General features: G+C 59.4%; 16 protein-coding genes and 2 tRNA genes. 16 read left to right on the forward strand and 2 right to left on the reverse strand.

The genetic code is table 11. The annotated features are described in order from the left end of the window. Positions 1–430 precede the first annotated feature (430 nt). From ftsE to AAAX75_RS04860, 10 genes are all read left to right on the forward strand, one after another. Positions 431–1,651: a cell division ATP-binding protein FtsE gene (gene ftsE / locus AAAX75_RS04815; RefSeq protein WP_022094244.1), complete on the forward strand. Its 1,221-nt coding sequence runs from the start codon at positions 431–433 to the stop codon at positions 1,649–1,651. Further along, positions 1,638–2,558, forward strand: coding sequence for a permease-like cell division protein FtsX (gene ftsX / locus AAAX75_RS04820; protein WP_117769462.1), 921 nt, complete (start codon positions 1,638–1,640; stop codon positions 2,556–2,558). The genes ftsE and ftsX overlap by 14 nt, the downstream gene beginning before the upstream one ends. Before the next feature lie 135 nt (positions 2,559–2,693). Further along, the gene (locus AAAX75_RS04825) at positions 2,694–4,829 is read left to right on the forward strand and encodes an RNB domain-containing ribonuclease (RefSeq protein WP_349091268.1); all 2,136 of its coding nucleotides are present in this window, start codon (positions 2,694–2,696) and stop codon (positions 4,827–4,829) included. A 176-nt stretch (positions 4,830–5,005) separates the two neighbouring features. Beyond that, on the forward strand, positions 5,006–5,611 hold the full coding sequence (locus AAAX75_RS04830) for a recombinase family protein (RefSeq protein WP_195919687.1): 606 nt from the start codon (positions 5,006–5,008) through the stop codon (positions 5,609–5,611). A 105-nt stretch (positions 5,612–5,716) separates the two neighbouring features. Then, positions 5,717–6,298 carry a VanZ family protein gene (locus tag AAAX75_RS04835; RefSeq protein WP_349091269.1) on the forward strand — a complete coding sequence of 194 codons (582 nt, stop codon included), beginning with the start codon at positions 5,717–5,719 and terminating at the stop codon, positions 6,296–6,298. A 204-nt stretch (positions 6,299–6,502) separates the two neighbouring features. Further along, entirely contained in the window at positions 6,503–7,354 is an 852-nt protein-coding gene (locus AAAX75_RS04840; protein ID WP_055310345.1) for a MurR/RpiR family transcriptional regulator, read from the forward strand. A gap of 10 nt (positions 7,355–7,364) precedes the next feature. After that, the gene (gene murQ / locus AAAX75_RS04845; protein WP_347479467.1) at positions 7,365–8,288 is read left to right on the forward strand and encodes an N-acetylmuramic acid 6-phosphate etherase; all 924 of its coding nucleotides are present in this window, start codon (positions 7,365–7,367) and stop codon (positions 8,286–8,288) included. Between the two features lie 57 nt (positions 8,289–8,345). After that, the gene (locus tag AAAX75_RS04850) at positions 8,346–9,776 is read left to right on the forward strand and encodes a PTS transporter subunit EIIC (RefSeq protein WP_195625107.1); all 1,431 of its coding nucleotides are present in this window, start codon (positions 8,346–8,348) and stop codon (positions 9,774–9,776) included. A 117-nt stretch (positions 9,777–9,893) separates the two neighbouring features. After that, positions 9,894–10,946 carry a MupG family TIM beta-alpha barrel fold protein gene (locus AAAX75_RS04855; protein WP_349091270.1) on the forward strand — a complete coding sequence of 351 codons (1,053 nt, stop codon included), beginning with the start codon at positions 9,894–9,896 and terminating at the stop codon, positions 10,944–10,946. Positions 10,947–11,038: 92 nt separating this feature from the next. Beyond that, the gene (locus AAAX75_RS04860; RefSeq protein WP_349091271.1) at positions 11,039–11,398 is read left to right on the forward strand and encodes an arsenate reductase family protein; all 360 of its coding nucleotides are present in this window, start codon (positions 11,039–11,041) and stop codon (positions 11,396–11,398) included. A 196-nt stretch (positions 11,399–11,594) separates the two neighbouring features. Here AAAX75_RS04860 and AAAX75_RS04865 read toward each other — a convergent pair whose 3' ends face one another. Further along, on the reverse strand, positions 11,595–12,005 hold the full coding sequence (locus tag AAAX75_RS04865; protein ID WP_349091272.1) for a hypothetical protein: 411 nt from the start codon (positions 12,003–12,005) through the stop codon (positions 11,595–11,597). A gap of 276 nt (positions 12,006–12,281) precedes the next feature. On the opposite strand from AAAX75_RS04865, the gene AAAX75_RS04870 reads away from it, so the two are divergent. The 6 genes from AAAX75_RS04870 (at position 12,282) to AAAX75_RS04895 (ending at position 14,863) form a co-directional block, all read left to right on the forward strand. Then, positions 12,282–12,355: transfer RNA gene (locus AAAX75_RS04870), tRNA-Gln, on the forward strand. 17 nt (positions 12,356–12,372) lie between these two features. Further along, positions 12,373–12,449: transfer RNA gene (locus tag AAAX75_RS04875), tRNA-Glu, on the forward strand. A gap of 94 nt (positions 12,450–12,543) precedes the next feature. Next, positions 12,544–13,461 (forward strand): hypothetical protein, encoded by a 918-nt coding sequence (locus AAAX75_RS04880; RefSeq protein WP_035137397.1) that lies wholly within the window; start codon positions 12,544–12,546, stop codon positions 13,459–13,461. Beyond that, a complete protein-coding gene (smpB, locus tag AAAX75_RS04885; protein ID WP_006235325.1) occupies positions 13,451–13,921 on the forward strand; it encodes an SsrA-binding protein SmpB in 471 nt (156 codons plus the stop codon). Before AAAX75_RS04880 ends, smpB begins: the two co-directional genes overlap by 11 nt. 206 nt (positions 13,922–14,127) lie before the next feature. After that, positions 14,128–14,631, forward strand: coding sequence for a flavin reductase family protein (locus AAAX75_RS04890; RefSeq protein WP_117746556.1), 504 nt, complete (start codon positions 14,128–14,130; stop codon positions 14,629–14,631). A gap of 88 nt (positions 14,632–14,719) precedes the next feature. Next, complete coding sequence (locus tag AAAX75_RS04895) at positions 14,720–14,863, forward strand: rubredoxin-like domain-containing protein (protein ID WP_035137395.1); 144 nt, start codon at positions 14,720–14,722, stop codon at positions 14,861–14,863. A 151-nt stretch (positions 14,864–15,014) separates the two neighbouring features. Here the strand turns inward: AAAX75_RS04895 and AAAX75_RS04900 are convergent, their stop codons facing one another. Further along, positions 15,015–16,271, reverse strand: a complete 1,257-nt coding sequence (locus AAAX75_RS04900) for an Nramp family divalent metal transporter (protein WP_349091274.1) — start codon at positions 16,269–16,271, stop codon at positions 15,015–15,017. Positions 16,272–16,372: the final 101 nt, after the last annotated feature.

Raw genomic sequence — 16,372 nt, forward strand, 5'->3', positions numbered from 1 at the left:
CTGTTTCAGTTGCGGTGAAATAGGGACTGATTAGACCTTTTAACTGGTAAAACAGTCCCTATTTCACCGCAACTCATGAAGACGCCCCTCAAGCACGGTCCCATCAGGGAAAAGGGCATATATCGACAAAGCGCAATTCAGACCCTTCCAGCTTTGTATATGCAGCACCCCAAGATAAACGTGGCGACCCCTTAGTTATCGCAGGCCGGGCACAGGGCTACTCTCCAAATCTTTCCGCAGGACGGAGGAGCCCCCGCCGCGCGAAGCGCGCAGCGGGGGCTCCGACATGTCCGAGGACGATTTGGAGAGTAGCCCTGTGCCCGGCCGACGGGATCCCTAAGCACGCCATGCTTCTTATGTGCAGCAAAGCTAATACTGCTAAAATACTAAGCGCTCATGTAGTTTAAACGCACGACGATAAGGAGCACCAGTGGGTAACCACTTCCGTACCTCCGGTGCGGGCGATGATGCCCCCAAGACGCAGGCAGGCGTCCAGGGCAGTCGTTTCGCCACTCCGGATTCAGAGGGCCAGCCTGTTGCTCAGGCCCCCGCTCAGCCGGCAGATCAGGCACAGCCGGCATCCGATCCCTTTGCCTACAATCCAACCAGCGATGTCGCGCTTTCCGGCACGGCGGGTTTTGAGCCCGTTCAGGCCGTGACCGCTCGCGTGGAGCAGCCTCAGGCTGGTGCCGCCACGCCGCAGCCTACCATGGCCGGCATTCCCGACCCCTTGGCCCCTGCGACGCCGGCTCCTCAGCCTGCGCAGTCCGGTCTCTTTGCCGCTATTCCCGACCCCACGCAGCCTGCTGCCCCGGTGGTCGAGAGCGATCAGGCAGCCGAGGTCGCAAGCCTCGATAACGCGCTCAACAACCCCGATTTTACGTCGGTGTTTGCGCCCATCGATCCGCAGGCCAGCCGCAAGAAGATGGCCAAGCAGGCCGGTGTCGAGCCCGTCATCCTTATGGAGCATGTCACCAAGATCTATCCGGCACAGCCCAACAAGCCTGCACTCGACGACATCAACATCGAGATCTATCCGGGCGAGTTCGTCTTCCTGGTCGGTCACTCCGGCTCGGGTAAGACCACGCTGCTGTCGACGCTCAACCGCGACGTCAAGCCGACGAGCGGCCGCATCCTGGTTGCCGGTCAGGATCTCATGAAGATCAAGAACCGCAAGGTTCCGTTCCTGCGCCGCCAGATTGGCGCCGTGTTCCAGGACTTTAAGCTTCTGCCGCAAAAGACCGCCTACGAAAACGTGGCGTTTGCCCTGCAGTGCATCGGCAAGCCCAAGGGCGTCATTCGCAGCCAGGTGCCCGAGGTGTTGCGTCTGGTCGGTCTGGCCGATCAGATGGACTCGCTGCCCGACCAGCTTTCCGGTGGCGAGCAGCAGCGCGTTGCCGTCGCCCGCGCTATGGTCAACCGTCCGCCGCTGCTGATCTGCGACGAGCCCACGGGTAACCTCGACCCGGCGATCTCGCTGGGCATCATGAAGCTGCTCGAGCGTATTAACCGCACCGGCACCACCGTGATCGTCGCCACGCACGACCGCGAGATGGTCGATAGCATGCACCGTCGCGTGATCGCCCTCGAGGGCGGCCACGTTATCCGCGACCAGGAGAGGGGAGGTTACGGCAACTATGGCACCAACTAACGTGGGCTACTCCTTCAAAGAGGCAATCAGCCACTTCTTCCGTAACTGGACTACCTCGCTCGGCGCCGTCATCACGATCTTCCTTTCGCTGTTTATCATCGGCCTGTTCATCATGGGCTCTGCGATGCTGAACTCCGTGATCGGCACCGTCGAGGATCAGGTTGTCATCAACGCGTTCATTAGTGATGACGCCGATCAGGCCGATGTTCAGGCTTTTGAGGCCGAGCTTAAGACGTGGAATAACGTCAAGTCCGTGACCTATAAGGACAAGGACGACGCGCTGGCCGAGTATACGAGCAAGATGTCGGGCAACGCCGACGCCACCATGAGCGCGCTCGATGGCCAGAACCCGCTGCCGGCTTCCTTCGCTATTGAGATGGACGATCCGTCCAAGGTCGAGAGCACGGCAAAGAAGCTCAAGAAGGATGCCGATTTCCAGAAGATCGCGGATGACGGCGACGTCAACGCGAGCGTGCTGTACGGCCAGGAGGAAGTGAGCCGCCTGTTCCAGGTGACCAACTACATCCGCATCGCCGCCGTGGTGCTCGTTGGCCTGCTGACTTTTATCGCGTTCATCTTTATCAACAACACGATTCGCCTGTCCATTACGGCGCGTCGTCGTGAGATTGCGATTATGCGTCTGGTCGGCGCCAGCAACGGCTTCATTCGCGGCCCGTTTATCACCGAGGGCGTACTGCAGGCCATTTTGGGCTCGCTACTTTCCATCGGCGTTCTGGAGCTGCTGCGCAATCTGATGATTCCGCGTTTGCAGGAGAGCATCGGCTGGATGTCGTTTGCCCTGCCGATGCAGTACTACCTGGTGACCTATGCTGCGCTGATTCTGGTCGGCGTGATTATCGGCCTCTTTGGTTCTGCCATCGCCATGCGTCGCTACCTGCGCGTGTAGGCATGCCTGGAATTCATCCCTTCCAACGGGTCGTCTCTTATGGGGCGGCCCGTTTTTTGATCCCTAGGGGACGGCAGGAAAGCGAATCATCTGGGTAGACTCTTTGGAGTTCGCAATCGATAGTTAGGAGGCGCCATGGGGCGCAATAACAAGCATAAGCGTGGAGCTCGCAATAAGCGCGGGCCGGTGCGCAGCGAACGCCGTCCGAGCCTGACCGGGCGCGTGCAGCTCCATGAGCACAGTGCCTATGTCATAACCGAGAATGGCGACTACAAGGTCATGGGTCGCGGCAAGCGTGAGATCATGGACGGCGATACCGTTGCCGTGAGCATTAAGAACAGCCCGCACGGTGAGCGGCGCGCCGTGATCGAAGGCGTGGTTGAGCGCGCAGCCATAAGCGTGGTGGGTACGTACCAGACCGCCGGTCCGCTCGGTGTGATCGAGCCGCTCGATTCGCGCTTGAAGGCTGACTTCTTCATTTTGCCCGAGGATACCTCGGCGGATCGTCTGGGTGTCCACCCGGGTGATGCCGTTGTCGCGCGCATTTTGACCTACCCGACGCGCCTGGAATCGGGCACTGTGACGATCGAACGCCGCATTGGCGGAGATGACGCGCCCGATTTGGGCGTTCAATATGTGATGGCGCGTTACGGCTATACCGATAGCTATCCCGAGGCCGCGCTGGACGAGGCCGAGGGGCTTTCGCTCGATGTGTCCGCGGCGCTTAAGGACCCGCTCCGCCGCGATCTGCGCGACCGCTTTGTCATCACGATCGACCCAGTCGACGCGCGCGACTTTGACGACGCCATTTCGCTGGAGCGCACGCCCGAGGGTGGCTACAAGCTAGGTGTGCATATCGCCGACGTTTCACACTATGTGGCTTGGGACGGGCATATCGATCTTGAGGCTCGTCATCGTACGACATCGGTGTATCTGGCCGATCGCGTGCTTCCCATGCTGCCCGAACGCCTGTCCTGTGACCTGTGCTCGCTTCGCCCTGACGAGGACCGTCTTGCGTTTACCGTCGATATCGAGCTCGATGCGCAGGGTCGCGTGCGGCATTACGATCCGTACCCCAGCGTGATTCGCTCGCGTGTGCGTATGGACTATGACGGCGCCGAGGCGCTGCTGGTGCGTGCCGGCGCGGTTGAGTATTCGGTGCTGGAGGGTGCGGCCGAGGATGTTGCGGCTGCCGAGACCTCGCGCGAGGAAGCGCTTGAGCGCGGTCTTGCGTGCGAGGAGGCCGCCCGCGGCTACAACGTCGACCTCGGCGATTTCCTTGTCGCCGCCAACGAACTCGCCGAACTCCGCCGTCGTATCCGTCGCGCCCGCGGCTCAGTCGATTTTGACACGGCCGAGATTCGCGCTCTGTTGGGTGAGGACGGAGTACCCGTGCAGATTGTGGCGCGTGAGCGTTCGTGTGCCACGTCGCTTATCGAGGAAGCCATGCTGCTCGCCAACGAGTGCGTTGCAGAGTGGCTGGCAGACCGTGATATCGAGGCCTGCTATCGCGTGCATGAGGATCCGAGCCCCGATAGCCTGCACGGTGCCGCCGTTGCGCTGGCGCAGCTAGGCATCATCGACGATCGCCGTGCTGCCGGAATTGCCCTGGGGAGTCCCGATGAGCTGCAGGCTGCAGTCGATGCTGCCGCCGGTACGGCCAACGCACCGCTCGTCAACACGCTGCTTCTGCGCAGCATGCAGCGCGCGCTGTACAAGCCGCGCAACGAGGGCCACTTTGCGCTCGCCGCGCCGTGCTACTGTCACTTCACGAGTCCCATCCGTCGCTACCCCGATCTGGTGGTGCACCGCGTACTCAAGCTGCAGTTGGCCTATGAGCAGCTGGGCGGCAAGGACGCCCTGGTCCGTACGCCGCGCCTGATCGGCAAGGGGCGCGAGTCACTGCCGCGCATTCTGCCGCAGATCTGCCGCGCATGCAGCGATGCCGAGCGCGCGGCAGATGCCGCCAGCCATGCGACGCAAAAGATCAAGATTGCCCAGTACTATGAGGACCGTCTGGGCGAGCGCTATGCCGGAACCGTCTCGTGGGTTAGCAGCATGGGCCTCTTTGTGCGCTTGGACCTAACGCAGGTCGAAGGCTTGGTTTCGATCAAGAGTCTGGGCAACGAGTGGTTCGAGTTCGACGAGGACGCGCTCACGCTCACAGGTGCCGACACGGGCACTCGTTACGAGCTGGGGCAGCGCGTGATTATCGAGGTCTCGCGCGTCAATACCACGCGTGGGCACTTGGACTTTAAGCTTATCCATTAGCCAAATCCTGACTCATGGTGGGGGAGCGGAGGGCGGCCTTTCGGGACCGCCCTTCGCATTTGAATCGTGGCTACCTTGCCGTCTGCTCGGCCGCCCGCTTACCTGCTATTTGAGAGGTAAAACCTACCAAAATAAACCTGTCTCTTTTGGCAGGTTTACAAGAAAGCGGGGATGAGATGGCGACGGTGTACGGTTATGCGCGGGTGAGTTCGCGCGATCAGAATCTTAATCGGCAGCTGGATGCGCTGGGCGCCTATGGCGTGGGCTCGGCGAATATTTATGCCGACCATGCGAGCGGCAAGGACTTCGATCGACCGCGTTATCGCGAGCTGCTGCACGTCCTGGGAGACGGGGACGTGCTGGTGGTGCTTTCTATCGACCGACTTGGCCGTAATTACTCCGAGATTCTTGAGGAATGGCGACGCATTACCAAGGTGCTCGGGGTTGCCATTGTGGTGTTGGATATGCCATTGCTTGACACGCGCGCCAGGGCCAGCGGCGCGCCGGATGTGACTAACACCCTGATTGCTGATATTGTGCTGCAGCTGCTGAGCTACGTGGCGCAGGTGGAGCGCGAGAATATCCATCGGCGCCAGGCGGAGGGGATTGCAGCGGCGCGGGCGCGAGGGGTCCGTTTCGGTCGACCTCGCAAGCCATGCCCTCCTCAGTTTGAGCTGGTGCGCGATAGCTATGAGGCGGGCGATATTACCCGCAGCCAGGCAGCAAAGTGCCTGGGCGTGTGCGTGGGGACGTTCGATCGCTGGATGCGCGAGGCGGGGTAGGGTTTTGCGTCGCTTTGTCGCTTCCTGTTGCGATTCAAATATTGATACGGTGACGATGTCATTTGGGGCTACACTCGCTGATATTCAAAAAAAGGAGGTTGGCCCTTGGCGCGCATAAAACAAATAATCGGATGGACCGCGATCGTTCTGTTCGCTGCAACGCTGGCGGGTATCTGGGTGCTGACGGAGCAAGACGCGGCGGAGACGTCGTTGCTGAGCGAGTCTACCGCGCGTGTGGTGGAGGGCCAGGCTACGGGCGTTCAGGCTGTCGATGCCACGGGTGAAGCTCAGGCGGAGAACGGAATGACCGGGGGCACCGATTCGGCTGCCTCGAATGTCCGGTCTGGCCGACTTGCTTCCATTCGCATGTGGGTGGGCACGAACGTCCGTCGCGTTGCCCATACCGTAGAATTTTTCTTCGTCGGGTTGTTCGCCTCGGTGGTCGTGGTTTGCCTTTCCAGGCGTCCGTGGAGCGTATGCTCCCGTTGCGTGCCCGTATTGCTCTTTTGCGCCGCCTGCTCCGTTGGCGATCAGGTGCATAAGATCTTTGTTCCCGGCAGGCATTTCGACGTTATCGATTTAGGATTCGATGCTGCGGGCTATGTCACCGCCATGCTGTTGGTATTGCTGGCAGCGGCGTTGGTGCGCCATGCGACTCGGCCGATCGGCGCCCATGCGAGGCGCTAGCCGGTAACAAACCCGTTTCTGATAATGCAACCTCTTTGAATTATTTTGTGTCGCGCGTATTTCCGAGCGGTCGGATTTGAGGGGCGAGCGGTAGAACGCTCGCCCTTTGTGCGCCACGATGCGGCACAATGTACCGCAAAAGCTGTTTGTATCCGGTACGAATCGTTCGTTGGTCTTTAATTCTTCTCAACGGAGGTGTTTGAGATGGCAAACGGATTGCTTTTGCGGCTTCGCGAGCGTGAGCTCAGCGCGAGCCCGGCGGAACGCAATGTCATCGCATATGTAAGCGCTCATCCGCACGAGGTGGTCGGGCTGTCCGTCCGCGGTCTTGCCGATGTCACGTTCTCCTCGCCCTCGAGCATTTTGCGCTTTTGCAAGCGTTTGGGTTTTGCGGGCTACAAGGAGTTCCAGCGCGAACTGATTGCCGAGCTGGCGCTCTTAGGTGACAAGAAAGACGTAGCCCTCGAGGACATCTCCATGGATGACAGCGTCGAACGTATCGTGGGGAAGGTGATGAAAAGCAACGTGCGCACGATTGAGGCGACGGCGCGAACGCTCGATTACACCGTCTTGGAGCGATGCGCGGCCCGTCTTAAGCGGGCACGCGCGGTCAATCTGTTCGGTATTGGTGCCTCTCGTTTGGTCGCGCACGACCTGGCGCAAAAGCTCATGCGTGTCGACAAAGAGTGCCATCTGTACGACGACTGGCATGATCAGCTCTTATGTGCCAAGAACATGCATGAGGGCGATATGGCAATCGCCTTTAGCTACTCGGGCTTGACGCAAGAGGTGCTGGACTGCACCGCCGAGGCTCAACGTCACAACTGTCCCGTCGTGGCCGTTACCAAAGTAGATGGATCATCCAAGCTTGCCACCATGGCCGATGCCGTGCTCGGCGTCGCTGCGAGTGAACCCTTGGTCCGCAGCGGTGCCATGGCTTCGCGTATGGCCCAGCTTATGGTTGTCGATGCCCTGTACGCTGCTTACGTTGCCAGCGACTACGAACGGGCGACGCATGTCATTAAGCAAAACTACATCGAGAAACAGGAAAGATGAGGTGAATGAAATGCTCGATTTAACAAAATTCACGACCGAACAGCGTAATCAAAGGTCAATGGACCTCGATACGATGACATCGCTGCAAATCGTCACGACGATGAACGATGAGGATCTTCGTGCCGTCCAGTCGGTCACGAAAGTGTTGCCCCAGGTTGCCACAGCAATCGACTGGGCTGCTGAGACACTCGAGCGCGGAGGGCGCGTCTTTTACATGGGCGCAGGCACCAGCGGTCGTCTGGGCGTACTCGACGCTTCGGAGTGTCCGCCCACGTTTGGCGTGTCACCCGATCTGATTGTCGGGCTCATTGCCGGAGGCGAGACGGCGTTTATCAAGGCTGTCGAAGGTGCCGAAGACAGCGAGGAGCTTGGCGCGAGCGACCTGCGGGAGCGTGGGCTCTCGGACAAGGATCTTGTCGTTGGCCTGGCGGCAAGCGGCCGTACTCCTTATGTGGTGGGCGGACTTGTGTACGCCAAGGCAACTGGGTGCAAGACCATTGCAATTGCCTGCAACCAAGGGTCGAAGATCGGGGAGAGCGCAGATCTTGCCATTGAGCCCGTGCCCGGTCCCGAGGTGCTGACCGGCTCAACGAGGCTCAAGGCGGGAACGGTTCAAAAGCTCATTCTCAACATGATTTCGACCGGTGCCATGGTCAAGATCGGCAAGGTATACCAAAACCTGATGGTCGATGTGCAGCAGACGAACGAGAAGCTGGTGGTGCGCGGGCAGAACATCGTGATGGAGGCGACCGGCTGCACGCGCGAGCGCGCTGTTCAGGCGCTTGCAGATGCCGGCGGCCACGTAAAAACCGCTATTGTCTCGATACTGCTGGACTGCGATGCCGAGCAGGCTACGGTAGCTCTTGAGCGGGCGCGAGGCCATGTCCGTGCTGCGGTGAGTGGCCATGAGAAAAGCAATGCCGATGCCCAATAGGTGCGCGGCGCGAGCTGATATGACATCCAGACGAGATACCCAATACAAGGAGGAGTTATGACGAACAAAGAGCTGGCTCAAAAGCTGCTGGACCTTTTGGGCGGCAAAGACAACGTGCTGGCAAACGCGGCGTGCATGACGCGCCTGCGCGTGACCGTCAAAGACGCGGGCAACGTCGACACGGAGGGCATTAAGGCACTCGACGGCGTGATGGGCCTGGTCGAGGACGACACGATGCAGATCGTGCTGGGTCCGGGCAAGGTGAATAAGGTGCTCGAGGAGTTCTCCAAGCTCACTGGCCTTGCGAAAGGCGTTGCCGACGAGAGCGTGGTTGACGCTGCGGCCACAAACAAGGCCGCGCAGAAGGCCAAGTACGAGTCTAAGCCGGTTCAGGCCTTCCTCAAGAAGATTTCCAATGTCTTCGTCGCCCTGCTTCCCGGCATCATTGCGGCTGGCCTCATCAACGGTATCTGCAACGTCATTAACGTCTCGACGGCAGGCGCGCTTGCAGGCGAGTGGTGGTACCAGGGCATTCGTTCCATGGGCTGGGCCCTGTTTGCCTATCTGCCCATCTTGGTGGGCTATAACGCGGCACGTGAGTTTGGTGGCTCCGCTGCGCTGGGCGGCATCGCCGGCATGATGTGTATCGCCAACAGTGCCATGCCCCTGCTTGCGCCTGGCGCGGCTGATCCTGCCACTGCCATTCTGCTGCCGCTCACCAGTGCGCAGTACAACCCCGCAGCGGGCGGCATGATCGCGGCTCTCATCGCTGGCGCATTTTTTGCTTGGATGGAGCGTCAGATTCGCAAGGTTATGCCCAACGCACTCGACACGTTCTTGTCTCCGCTACTGGTGCTCATCATCGGCGCCTTTGCTCTGATGCTCGTCATCCAGCCGGTTGGCGCATGGCTGACGACTGCCATCTTTAGCGTTTTGACCTTTATCTTCGAGAAGCTGGGCGTCCTGGGCGGCTATATCCTGTCGGCAGGCTTCTTGCCGCTGGTGTCCGTCGGCCTGCATCAGGCGCTCACGCCGATCCACGCTATGCTCAACGATCCCGACGGCGCTACCAAGGGTATCAATTACCTGCTTCCCATCCTTATGATGGCTGGCGGCGGCCAGGTCGGTGCCGGTTTGGCGCTGTACTTTAAGACCAAGAACGCCAAGCTCAAGAAGTACGTCGCAGAGTCCATTCCCGTTGGAATCCTGGGTGTGGGCGAGCCTCTGATGTATGCTGTTACGCTGCCGCTCGTTCGTCCGTTTGTGACGGCCTGCCTGGGTGCCGGATTTGGCGGCGCGCTCGCGGCGCTGCTTCACATCGGCACGGTTTCTCAGGGCGTTTCCGGTCTGTTTGGCCTGCTGATCGTCGTTCCTGGCCAGCAGCTCGGCTACGTTGCCGCTATGCTGCTTGCCTATGCCGCCGGCTTTGTCCTGACGTGGTTCTTCGGTGTCGACGAGCAGAAGATCAACGAGTTCTTTGGCGAGTAGTTTGATATCGCGAGCCGTGTTGCTCGGGGTTCGCGGCGCGCGGCAGATTTCTTGATGTTATGGTTGTGCCGGCGGGGCTAGCTGCTCCGCCGGCCTTTTTTAAAGGAGCGTTGAAGCGTGAAAACGGGTATTTCGATTTATCTTTCCAGCCCTCTGCAGGATATTGAGCGGACGATTGAACATGGTGCCGCGGCGGGTGCGCGCTATGCGTTCACCTCGCTGCATATTCCCGAGGATGGGGGAGTGGCGTATGCCGATAAGGTCCGTCATGTGCTGTCGCTGCTTTCCGCCCGCGGCATTGCGCTCATTGCCGATGTGGGGCCTCGCACGTGCGATTTGCTCGGGCTTGAGCGCATCGAGGACCTGCGCGATCTGGGGTTGGAATACCTTCGTTTGGACTATGGCTTTAGCGCCCAGCGGGTCGCGGAGCTGTCCGGTGTATTTCACATTGTGGTCAATGCATCGACGGTGAGTTCTGATGAAATCGCATCGTGGCGTGAGGCTGGTGCCGATGTGACTCGTTTTGCCGCCTGCCACAATTTTTACCCCAAGCCTTATACCGGTTTAGCTCTGGAGGACATTGCTCGGGTGAATCTTCGTCTTGCGGCGCTTGGATTCGAAATCATGGCTTTTGTGCCGGGTGATGCTAACGTTCGCGGGCCGGTATTCGAGGGACTGCCGACGGTCGAGGCGCAGCGCGGTCGCGCGTCAAAGGTTGCTCTCAATATGCTTGAGCTTGCACATGGCGCCGATTGCGACATTGTGTTGGTCGGCGACCCCGATCTATCCGATGCGGGCTGGGCGCAGTTTGCTCAAGTTTCCGCCGGATACGTGGACCTGCAATGCGAGCTTGAGCCCGGTTATGCCTATGCGCGCGGGCAGATTCATCACGACCGGCCCGACTCGAGCGTCTTCATCTTTAGGTCTCAGGAGTCACGTACGACGCTTAAGCCGGATTCCGTGCCGACGGATGCCGGAGCCGGCCTGCCGCGAAAGGCGGGGTCGATCGCTGTGAGCAATAGCGGATATGGGCGCTACGAAGGCGAGCTTGAGATTGCGCGGGTCGATCTTCCCGGTGACGAGCGCATGAACGTTGCGGGCCATATCACGCCCGAGGCAATGGAGCTACTGCCGTTCATCAAACGCGGATTCGGGGTACGGTTCGTTTAGCGTGTGACCCGTGGGCTACAATTGGCCCATCATACGAAGGCGCCTCGTGTGGCGTGTGCTCGCGTTGGCCGATCTATATTCGGAGGATTCCCATGACCGTACTGCTTGTTGAATATCCCAAGTGCTCGACCTGTAAGAAGGCCAAGGCATGGCTGGACGAACATGGGGTAGAGTATATCGATCGCGATATCGTTTTGGACAATCCCACGGCTGATGAGCTTGCGACCTGGATTGCTCGTTCGGGGCTGCCGGTGCGGCGCTTCTTTAATTCGTCGGGCATGAAATATCGAGAGCTGGGCCTGAAGGCGCGTCTGGATGCGGGCATGACGGATCGGGAGTGCTACGAGCTGCTGGCGACCGACGGCATGCTGGTCAAGCGTCCGCTGCTGGTGGGCGACGACTTTGCGATTCCCGGCTTTAGGGAAGCGGCTTGGGCCGAGGCGTTGCTGTAGCGGCTGCGGAAAGTGCGACCCGGAATTCGCTTCCAGAATGGGATGCACTTTCCCAAAGTGGCCGGTTGCGGAAAGCACGTCCCATTCTGAGCTTCGATTGCGGGACACGGTTTCCGGTTGAGGGCTCGACGGGAAAGTAGGGACCAGTTTGAGCTTGAAATCTGGGACGCACTTTCCGCCGGCGGGCCTGCCCCAGTCAGTCCGCCAGCTGTGCCCATTCGTGCGGATCGTAGACCTTTACGTGTTTGTTGGGCTTGCCGCTCCAGTACTCCTCGTCCATAAAGGGCAGATATGCCTGAACGCCGGGGCAGATAAAGGGAATCCGCTGCTGTTGCAGTCGCTCGCGCTGGCGCTGCTCCAGGTGCGCCTCGGATATGACGGTCGGCATACCGGACAACTCGACGAGGCTTGCCTGGATTCGCTTAAGGTCGGGGAGTCCCGCGTGCCATGACATCCGCATGATCAAAAAGGATGCATGGCGGTATTTTGCCTGCACCACAGTAATGGCGGGGCGTAACGTGGGGTGAATTTTGTCCCGTTCGGGCCAAAGGTCGGCAGTGATCTCGAGGCCCAGGGTCTCCCATAGGTAATCAAGCTCTTCGTCCATGGTGCCTCGATATCTACGCGATCATTGATACTTCGATTGTGTTGCCTGGTGCTATCGTTTTCACGGTAGAATCTGCCAACGGTTGACGGCTACCGCTCACGGCGTTTTGCCCTTCGTGTACAGCGGTTGGCTTCACAGGTCCTTCACGGGTTGGACTAAATTAGGCCAATTTGACTGAATTTCAAAAAAGTCAAAATTGGGGCTTGCGTCACGGCGAGACTTCCCGTATATTTCTTTCTTGCGCAAAGGCACAGCCGAGCGCAGCGATGCAGTCATTGGGATGTCGTCTAATGGCAGGACAGCGGATTCTGGTTCCGTCAATGGGGGTTCGACTCCCTCCATCCCAGCCATTGCATTTGCTACATATGGCCCGTTCGTCTAGCGGTTTAGGACGCCGCCCTCTCAAGGCGGAGATCACCAGTTCGAATCTGGTACGGGCTACCAAAATTGAACGCCCGGGCCTCGTAAGAGACCCGGGTTTTGTGTATTGACCGTATATACGGCGCCTGCCGTGTTTCGCTCAGATCGAGGAGTAGCCATGGATCTGCCCATCAGCTTGCAAGACATCACGTATGCCGAGAACTATCTGGCGCAGGGCGACCTGGCTACGGCGACGCCGCTGCTGGAGCGTCTGGTGGAGCTCGCCGAGGAGTATATTGATGCTGAGTGCAAGACGGAGGAGAAGCGTCAATACTTTAGCTTCGATAGCAAGTTTGAGCGCTTGGCCTATCGCCGCGTGGAGAAGGATCCGCGCGAGCTCGTGCAGGTCGAGGTGCCGTTTGACCGCCTGTACTCTGACATGGCGTTTGCCTACATTCGCCAGCAGGATTATGTAAGCGCTCGTAATGCCCTGATGCAGGCTGTGCGTTGGGACCCCATGAACTGCAACTATCGCTTGGATTTGGCCGAGCTGTTCCGTGCACTCGAGGACAAGCAGGAATGGGCATCGCTCTCGTTCTCGGTGCTGGAGCGTGCAAGCGATGGCAAGTGCGCCGCCCGCGCTTACGCCAATCTAGGTCAGTACTTCTTGGAGCCCGAGACCGAGAACGTTTCGGCTGCCGTGGGCTGCGCGCGTCTGGCGCTGCGCCTGGCGCCCAACGATGCGCATACGACGCGCCTGCTCAACAAGATCCATACCACCTATCCGGATGCCGCTGATGAGAGCGACGACCACGTGATGGGTGAATTGGCCCTGCAAGGCGTGCCGACCTCGCCTTCGGCCGAGATTGCCATCTGCCTGATTATGTGCGCGACCGATGCTGCAAGCGACGGCGACAAGCAGGAGGCGACGCGCCTGACGGTACGTGCTCGCGACTTGGTGGGCGAGGAGGCCTGCGCGGCGATTATCAAACTGGTGCGCGAGAGCGATGCCGAGCTCAATGCCGAGCGCAAGGCAAAGCGCGAGACTGCGGGCTCAAACGCCGACGGCGCCAAGGAGGCCGGCGATGCCCAGTAAGCGCGAGCGCAAACTCATTTCCAAGAATCGCTCGGCACATCACGAGTACTTTATCGATGAGACATTTGAGTGCGGTATTGAACTGAGTGGCACCGAGGTCAAGTCGATTCGCGAGCGCGCCTGCCAGATCACCGATACCTTCGCGCTGATCCGCGGCGGGGAGTGCTGGCTCGTCGGCCTGCATATCCACCCTTATAGCCATGGTGGCGTGTGGAATCGCGATCCCGACCGTCGGCGCCGTCTGCTGCTGCACCGCAAGGAGATCGACTTTCTTGACGGCAAACTTCGCAACCGTGGTTATGCGCTGGTTCCGTTGGAACTCTACTTTAATACCGACGGCCGCGTAAAGCTGCTGCTGGGTCTGGGTCGCGGCAAGAAGCTCTACGACAAGCGCGAGGACATGGCCAAGCGTGATGTCCAACGCGAGATCGACCGCGCCCTTAAGGAACGCAACCGCTAGGCACTCTGTATAAGTTGCGGTGGAATACGGACTGTTTTGCCTATTTGAGGGGCTATTCAGTCCCTATTTCACCGCAACTGCGGGCGTCTCATCTTTCTTACTGTTCTGACACATATGTCTCAAAGGCGGCGTCCGTAATGGGTGCCGCCTTTTTTGTGGGTACATACATTCATGAGGTTCCAACCCGAGCTAGGGGAGTGATCGTTATGGACAAAACTGCGTTCTTTACCATGCCGAGCGGTCTGTACGTGGTGAGCGCTGCGGCAGACGGGCTGCGCGCCGGCTGCGTCATCAATACTGCGGTGCAGGTGACGTCCATGCCGCCGCGTATTTCGGTTGCCGTGAACAAGGACAATGTCACCTCGGGCGTCATCGCATCGGCCAAAGCGTTCGCGCTGACCGTGATCGATCAGACCGCCGACATGCTCTACATCGGTAACTTTGGGTTCCGCACCAGCAGCGATTATGACAAGTTTGCCAAATACGAGACCCGCGAGACGGCTCTGGGCATGCCCTATGTGCCCGAGCACGCGGCGGCCCTGTTTAGCTGCCGTTTGATCGACACTGTGGATGTGGGCACGCATCTGCTGTTTATTGGCGAGGTCGAGGATGCCGAGCGCCTGAGCGACGAGACGCCGCTGACGTACGACTACTATCACAAGGTGCTAAAGGGCAAGACGCCGCCCAAAGCCTCGTCGTATCAAGGCTAGAAATGTTCTAAAAATACTTGCATTATATTATTGAGAATATATACTAATAAGTAAGTACACCAGCAGTCACGTTCGAGAGGAGAATATCATGGCTGAGGAGAAGAAGACGTATAAGTTCGTGTGCACCGTTTGCGGTTATGAGGTTGAGGTCGACACGCCCGAGCTGCCCGAGGACTACGTGTGCCCGGTCTGTGGCGTTGGTCCCGATCAGTTTGAGCTCGTCGAGGAGTAACTCGCAGGCACACGGCGAAAGCCGAACATAGCTCTGTCCAAGGGTCCCGGTCGAATTCTCGGCCGGGACCCTTTTGATTTATCTGACGGTTTAAAACGGCCTTACGTGTTACAGATTGAGACGTTATATCTGGACAGCCACGCTATCCCAATTACATCCCCGTTAGCAGCACGATGTCGAGAATCGTCACGATGACGCCGATCCCTACGAGCAGCGCGTTGAGCGGGCGCGAGTTGGCGTATTTGCCCATAACGCGGGGCGAACTGGTGAGTCGTATGAGCACAAAGACCGTAATCGGCAACTGAAGCGACAGCAGCGCCTGACTCCAGATGAGACCTTCAAAAGGATTTGGGATGACCAGACACGCCGCCACTGCGCCGGCGAAACAGGCCGCCACCCCGATCGAGGAATGTCGGTCGTGGATGTCGTATTCCTCGTCGAACATGCCCGCGGTGATGGTTCCCGCCGCCATGCCCGCTGTCACGCTGCTCGATAGTCCCGCGAACAGCAGCGCTACCGCAAAGATGGTCGAGCTCGCCGGGCCCAAGATGGGGGAGAGCGTGGCCGCTGCGACGGCGAGGTCGTCTACGACAATGCCGTGCGCAAAGAAGGTCGTTGCGGCCAGGATGACCATGGCCGAGTTGATTGCCCAGCCCACGCCCATCGAAAAGAGCGTGTCGAAGAGCTCATAGCGCAGACGCTCTTCGATAACCTGCTCGCCTTGGCCTTCGAAGTGCATGGATTGGATGACCTCGGAGTGCAGGAAGAGGTTGTGTGGCATAACGACCGCACCCAGGACACTCACGATAATCGCGGCCGAGCCGGTGGGCATACTGGGTGTGATCCAGCTTGCGGCGGCCTGCGGCCAGTCGACCTTGACCAGCGTGAGCTCGGCCAAAAACGAGAGTCCTACCACGCCTACGAAGGCGATGATCCAGCGTTCGGCGCGTTTGTAGGAGCTTGTCATGAGCATCGCCATCGATACTGCCGCCACGATGACACAGCCCGCGCGCACGGGCAGGCCAAAGAGCATTTGAAGCGCGATTGCACCGCCCAGGACTTCAGCCATGGCGGTGGCGATGGTCGCGAGATAGGCGCTGGCGAGTACCGCGCGTCCCACGATGCGGGGGAGGTAGCGTGTCGTGGCCTCGGCAAGACAGGTGCCCGTGGCGATGCCCAGGTGCGCCGCGTTGTGCTGCAACGCGATGAGCATAATCGTGGACAGCGTGACGATCCACAGCAGCGCGTAGCCAAACTGCGAGCCCGCGGCCATATTGGAGGCCCAGTTGCCCGGGTCGATAAAGCCGACGGTCACGAGTAGCCCGGGGCCGATGTGCCGGGCGATATCCAGACCTCCGTGGCCTCCGGTGCGGTGCGAGCCAAAGTGTTGTTTGAGATGGTTGAGCATGGTGCGCTCCTGCGTGCCGTTTGTTTGACGCCGCAAAGGATACCTGTTTTAGGCTAAAAAGTTAACCAAGACTAACAAAATTGTTGTATTTGGATAGGCTG

Source organism: Collinsella sp. CLA-ER-H7 (assembly GCF_040092345.1).
Taxonomy (GTDB): Bacteria; Actinomycetota; Coriobacteriia; order Coriobacteriales; family Coriobacteriaceae; genus Collinsella.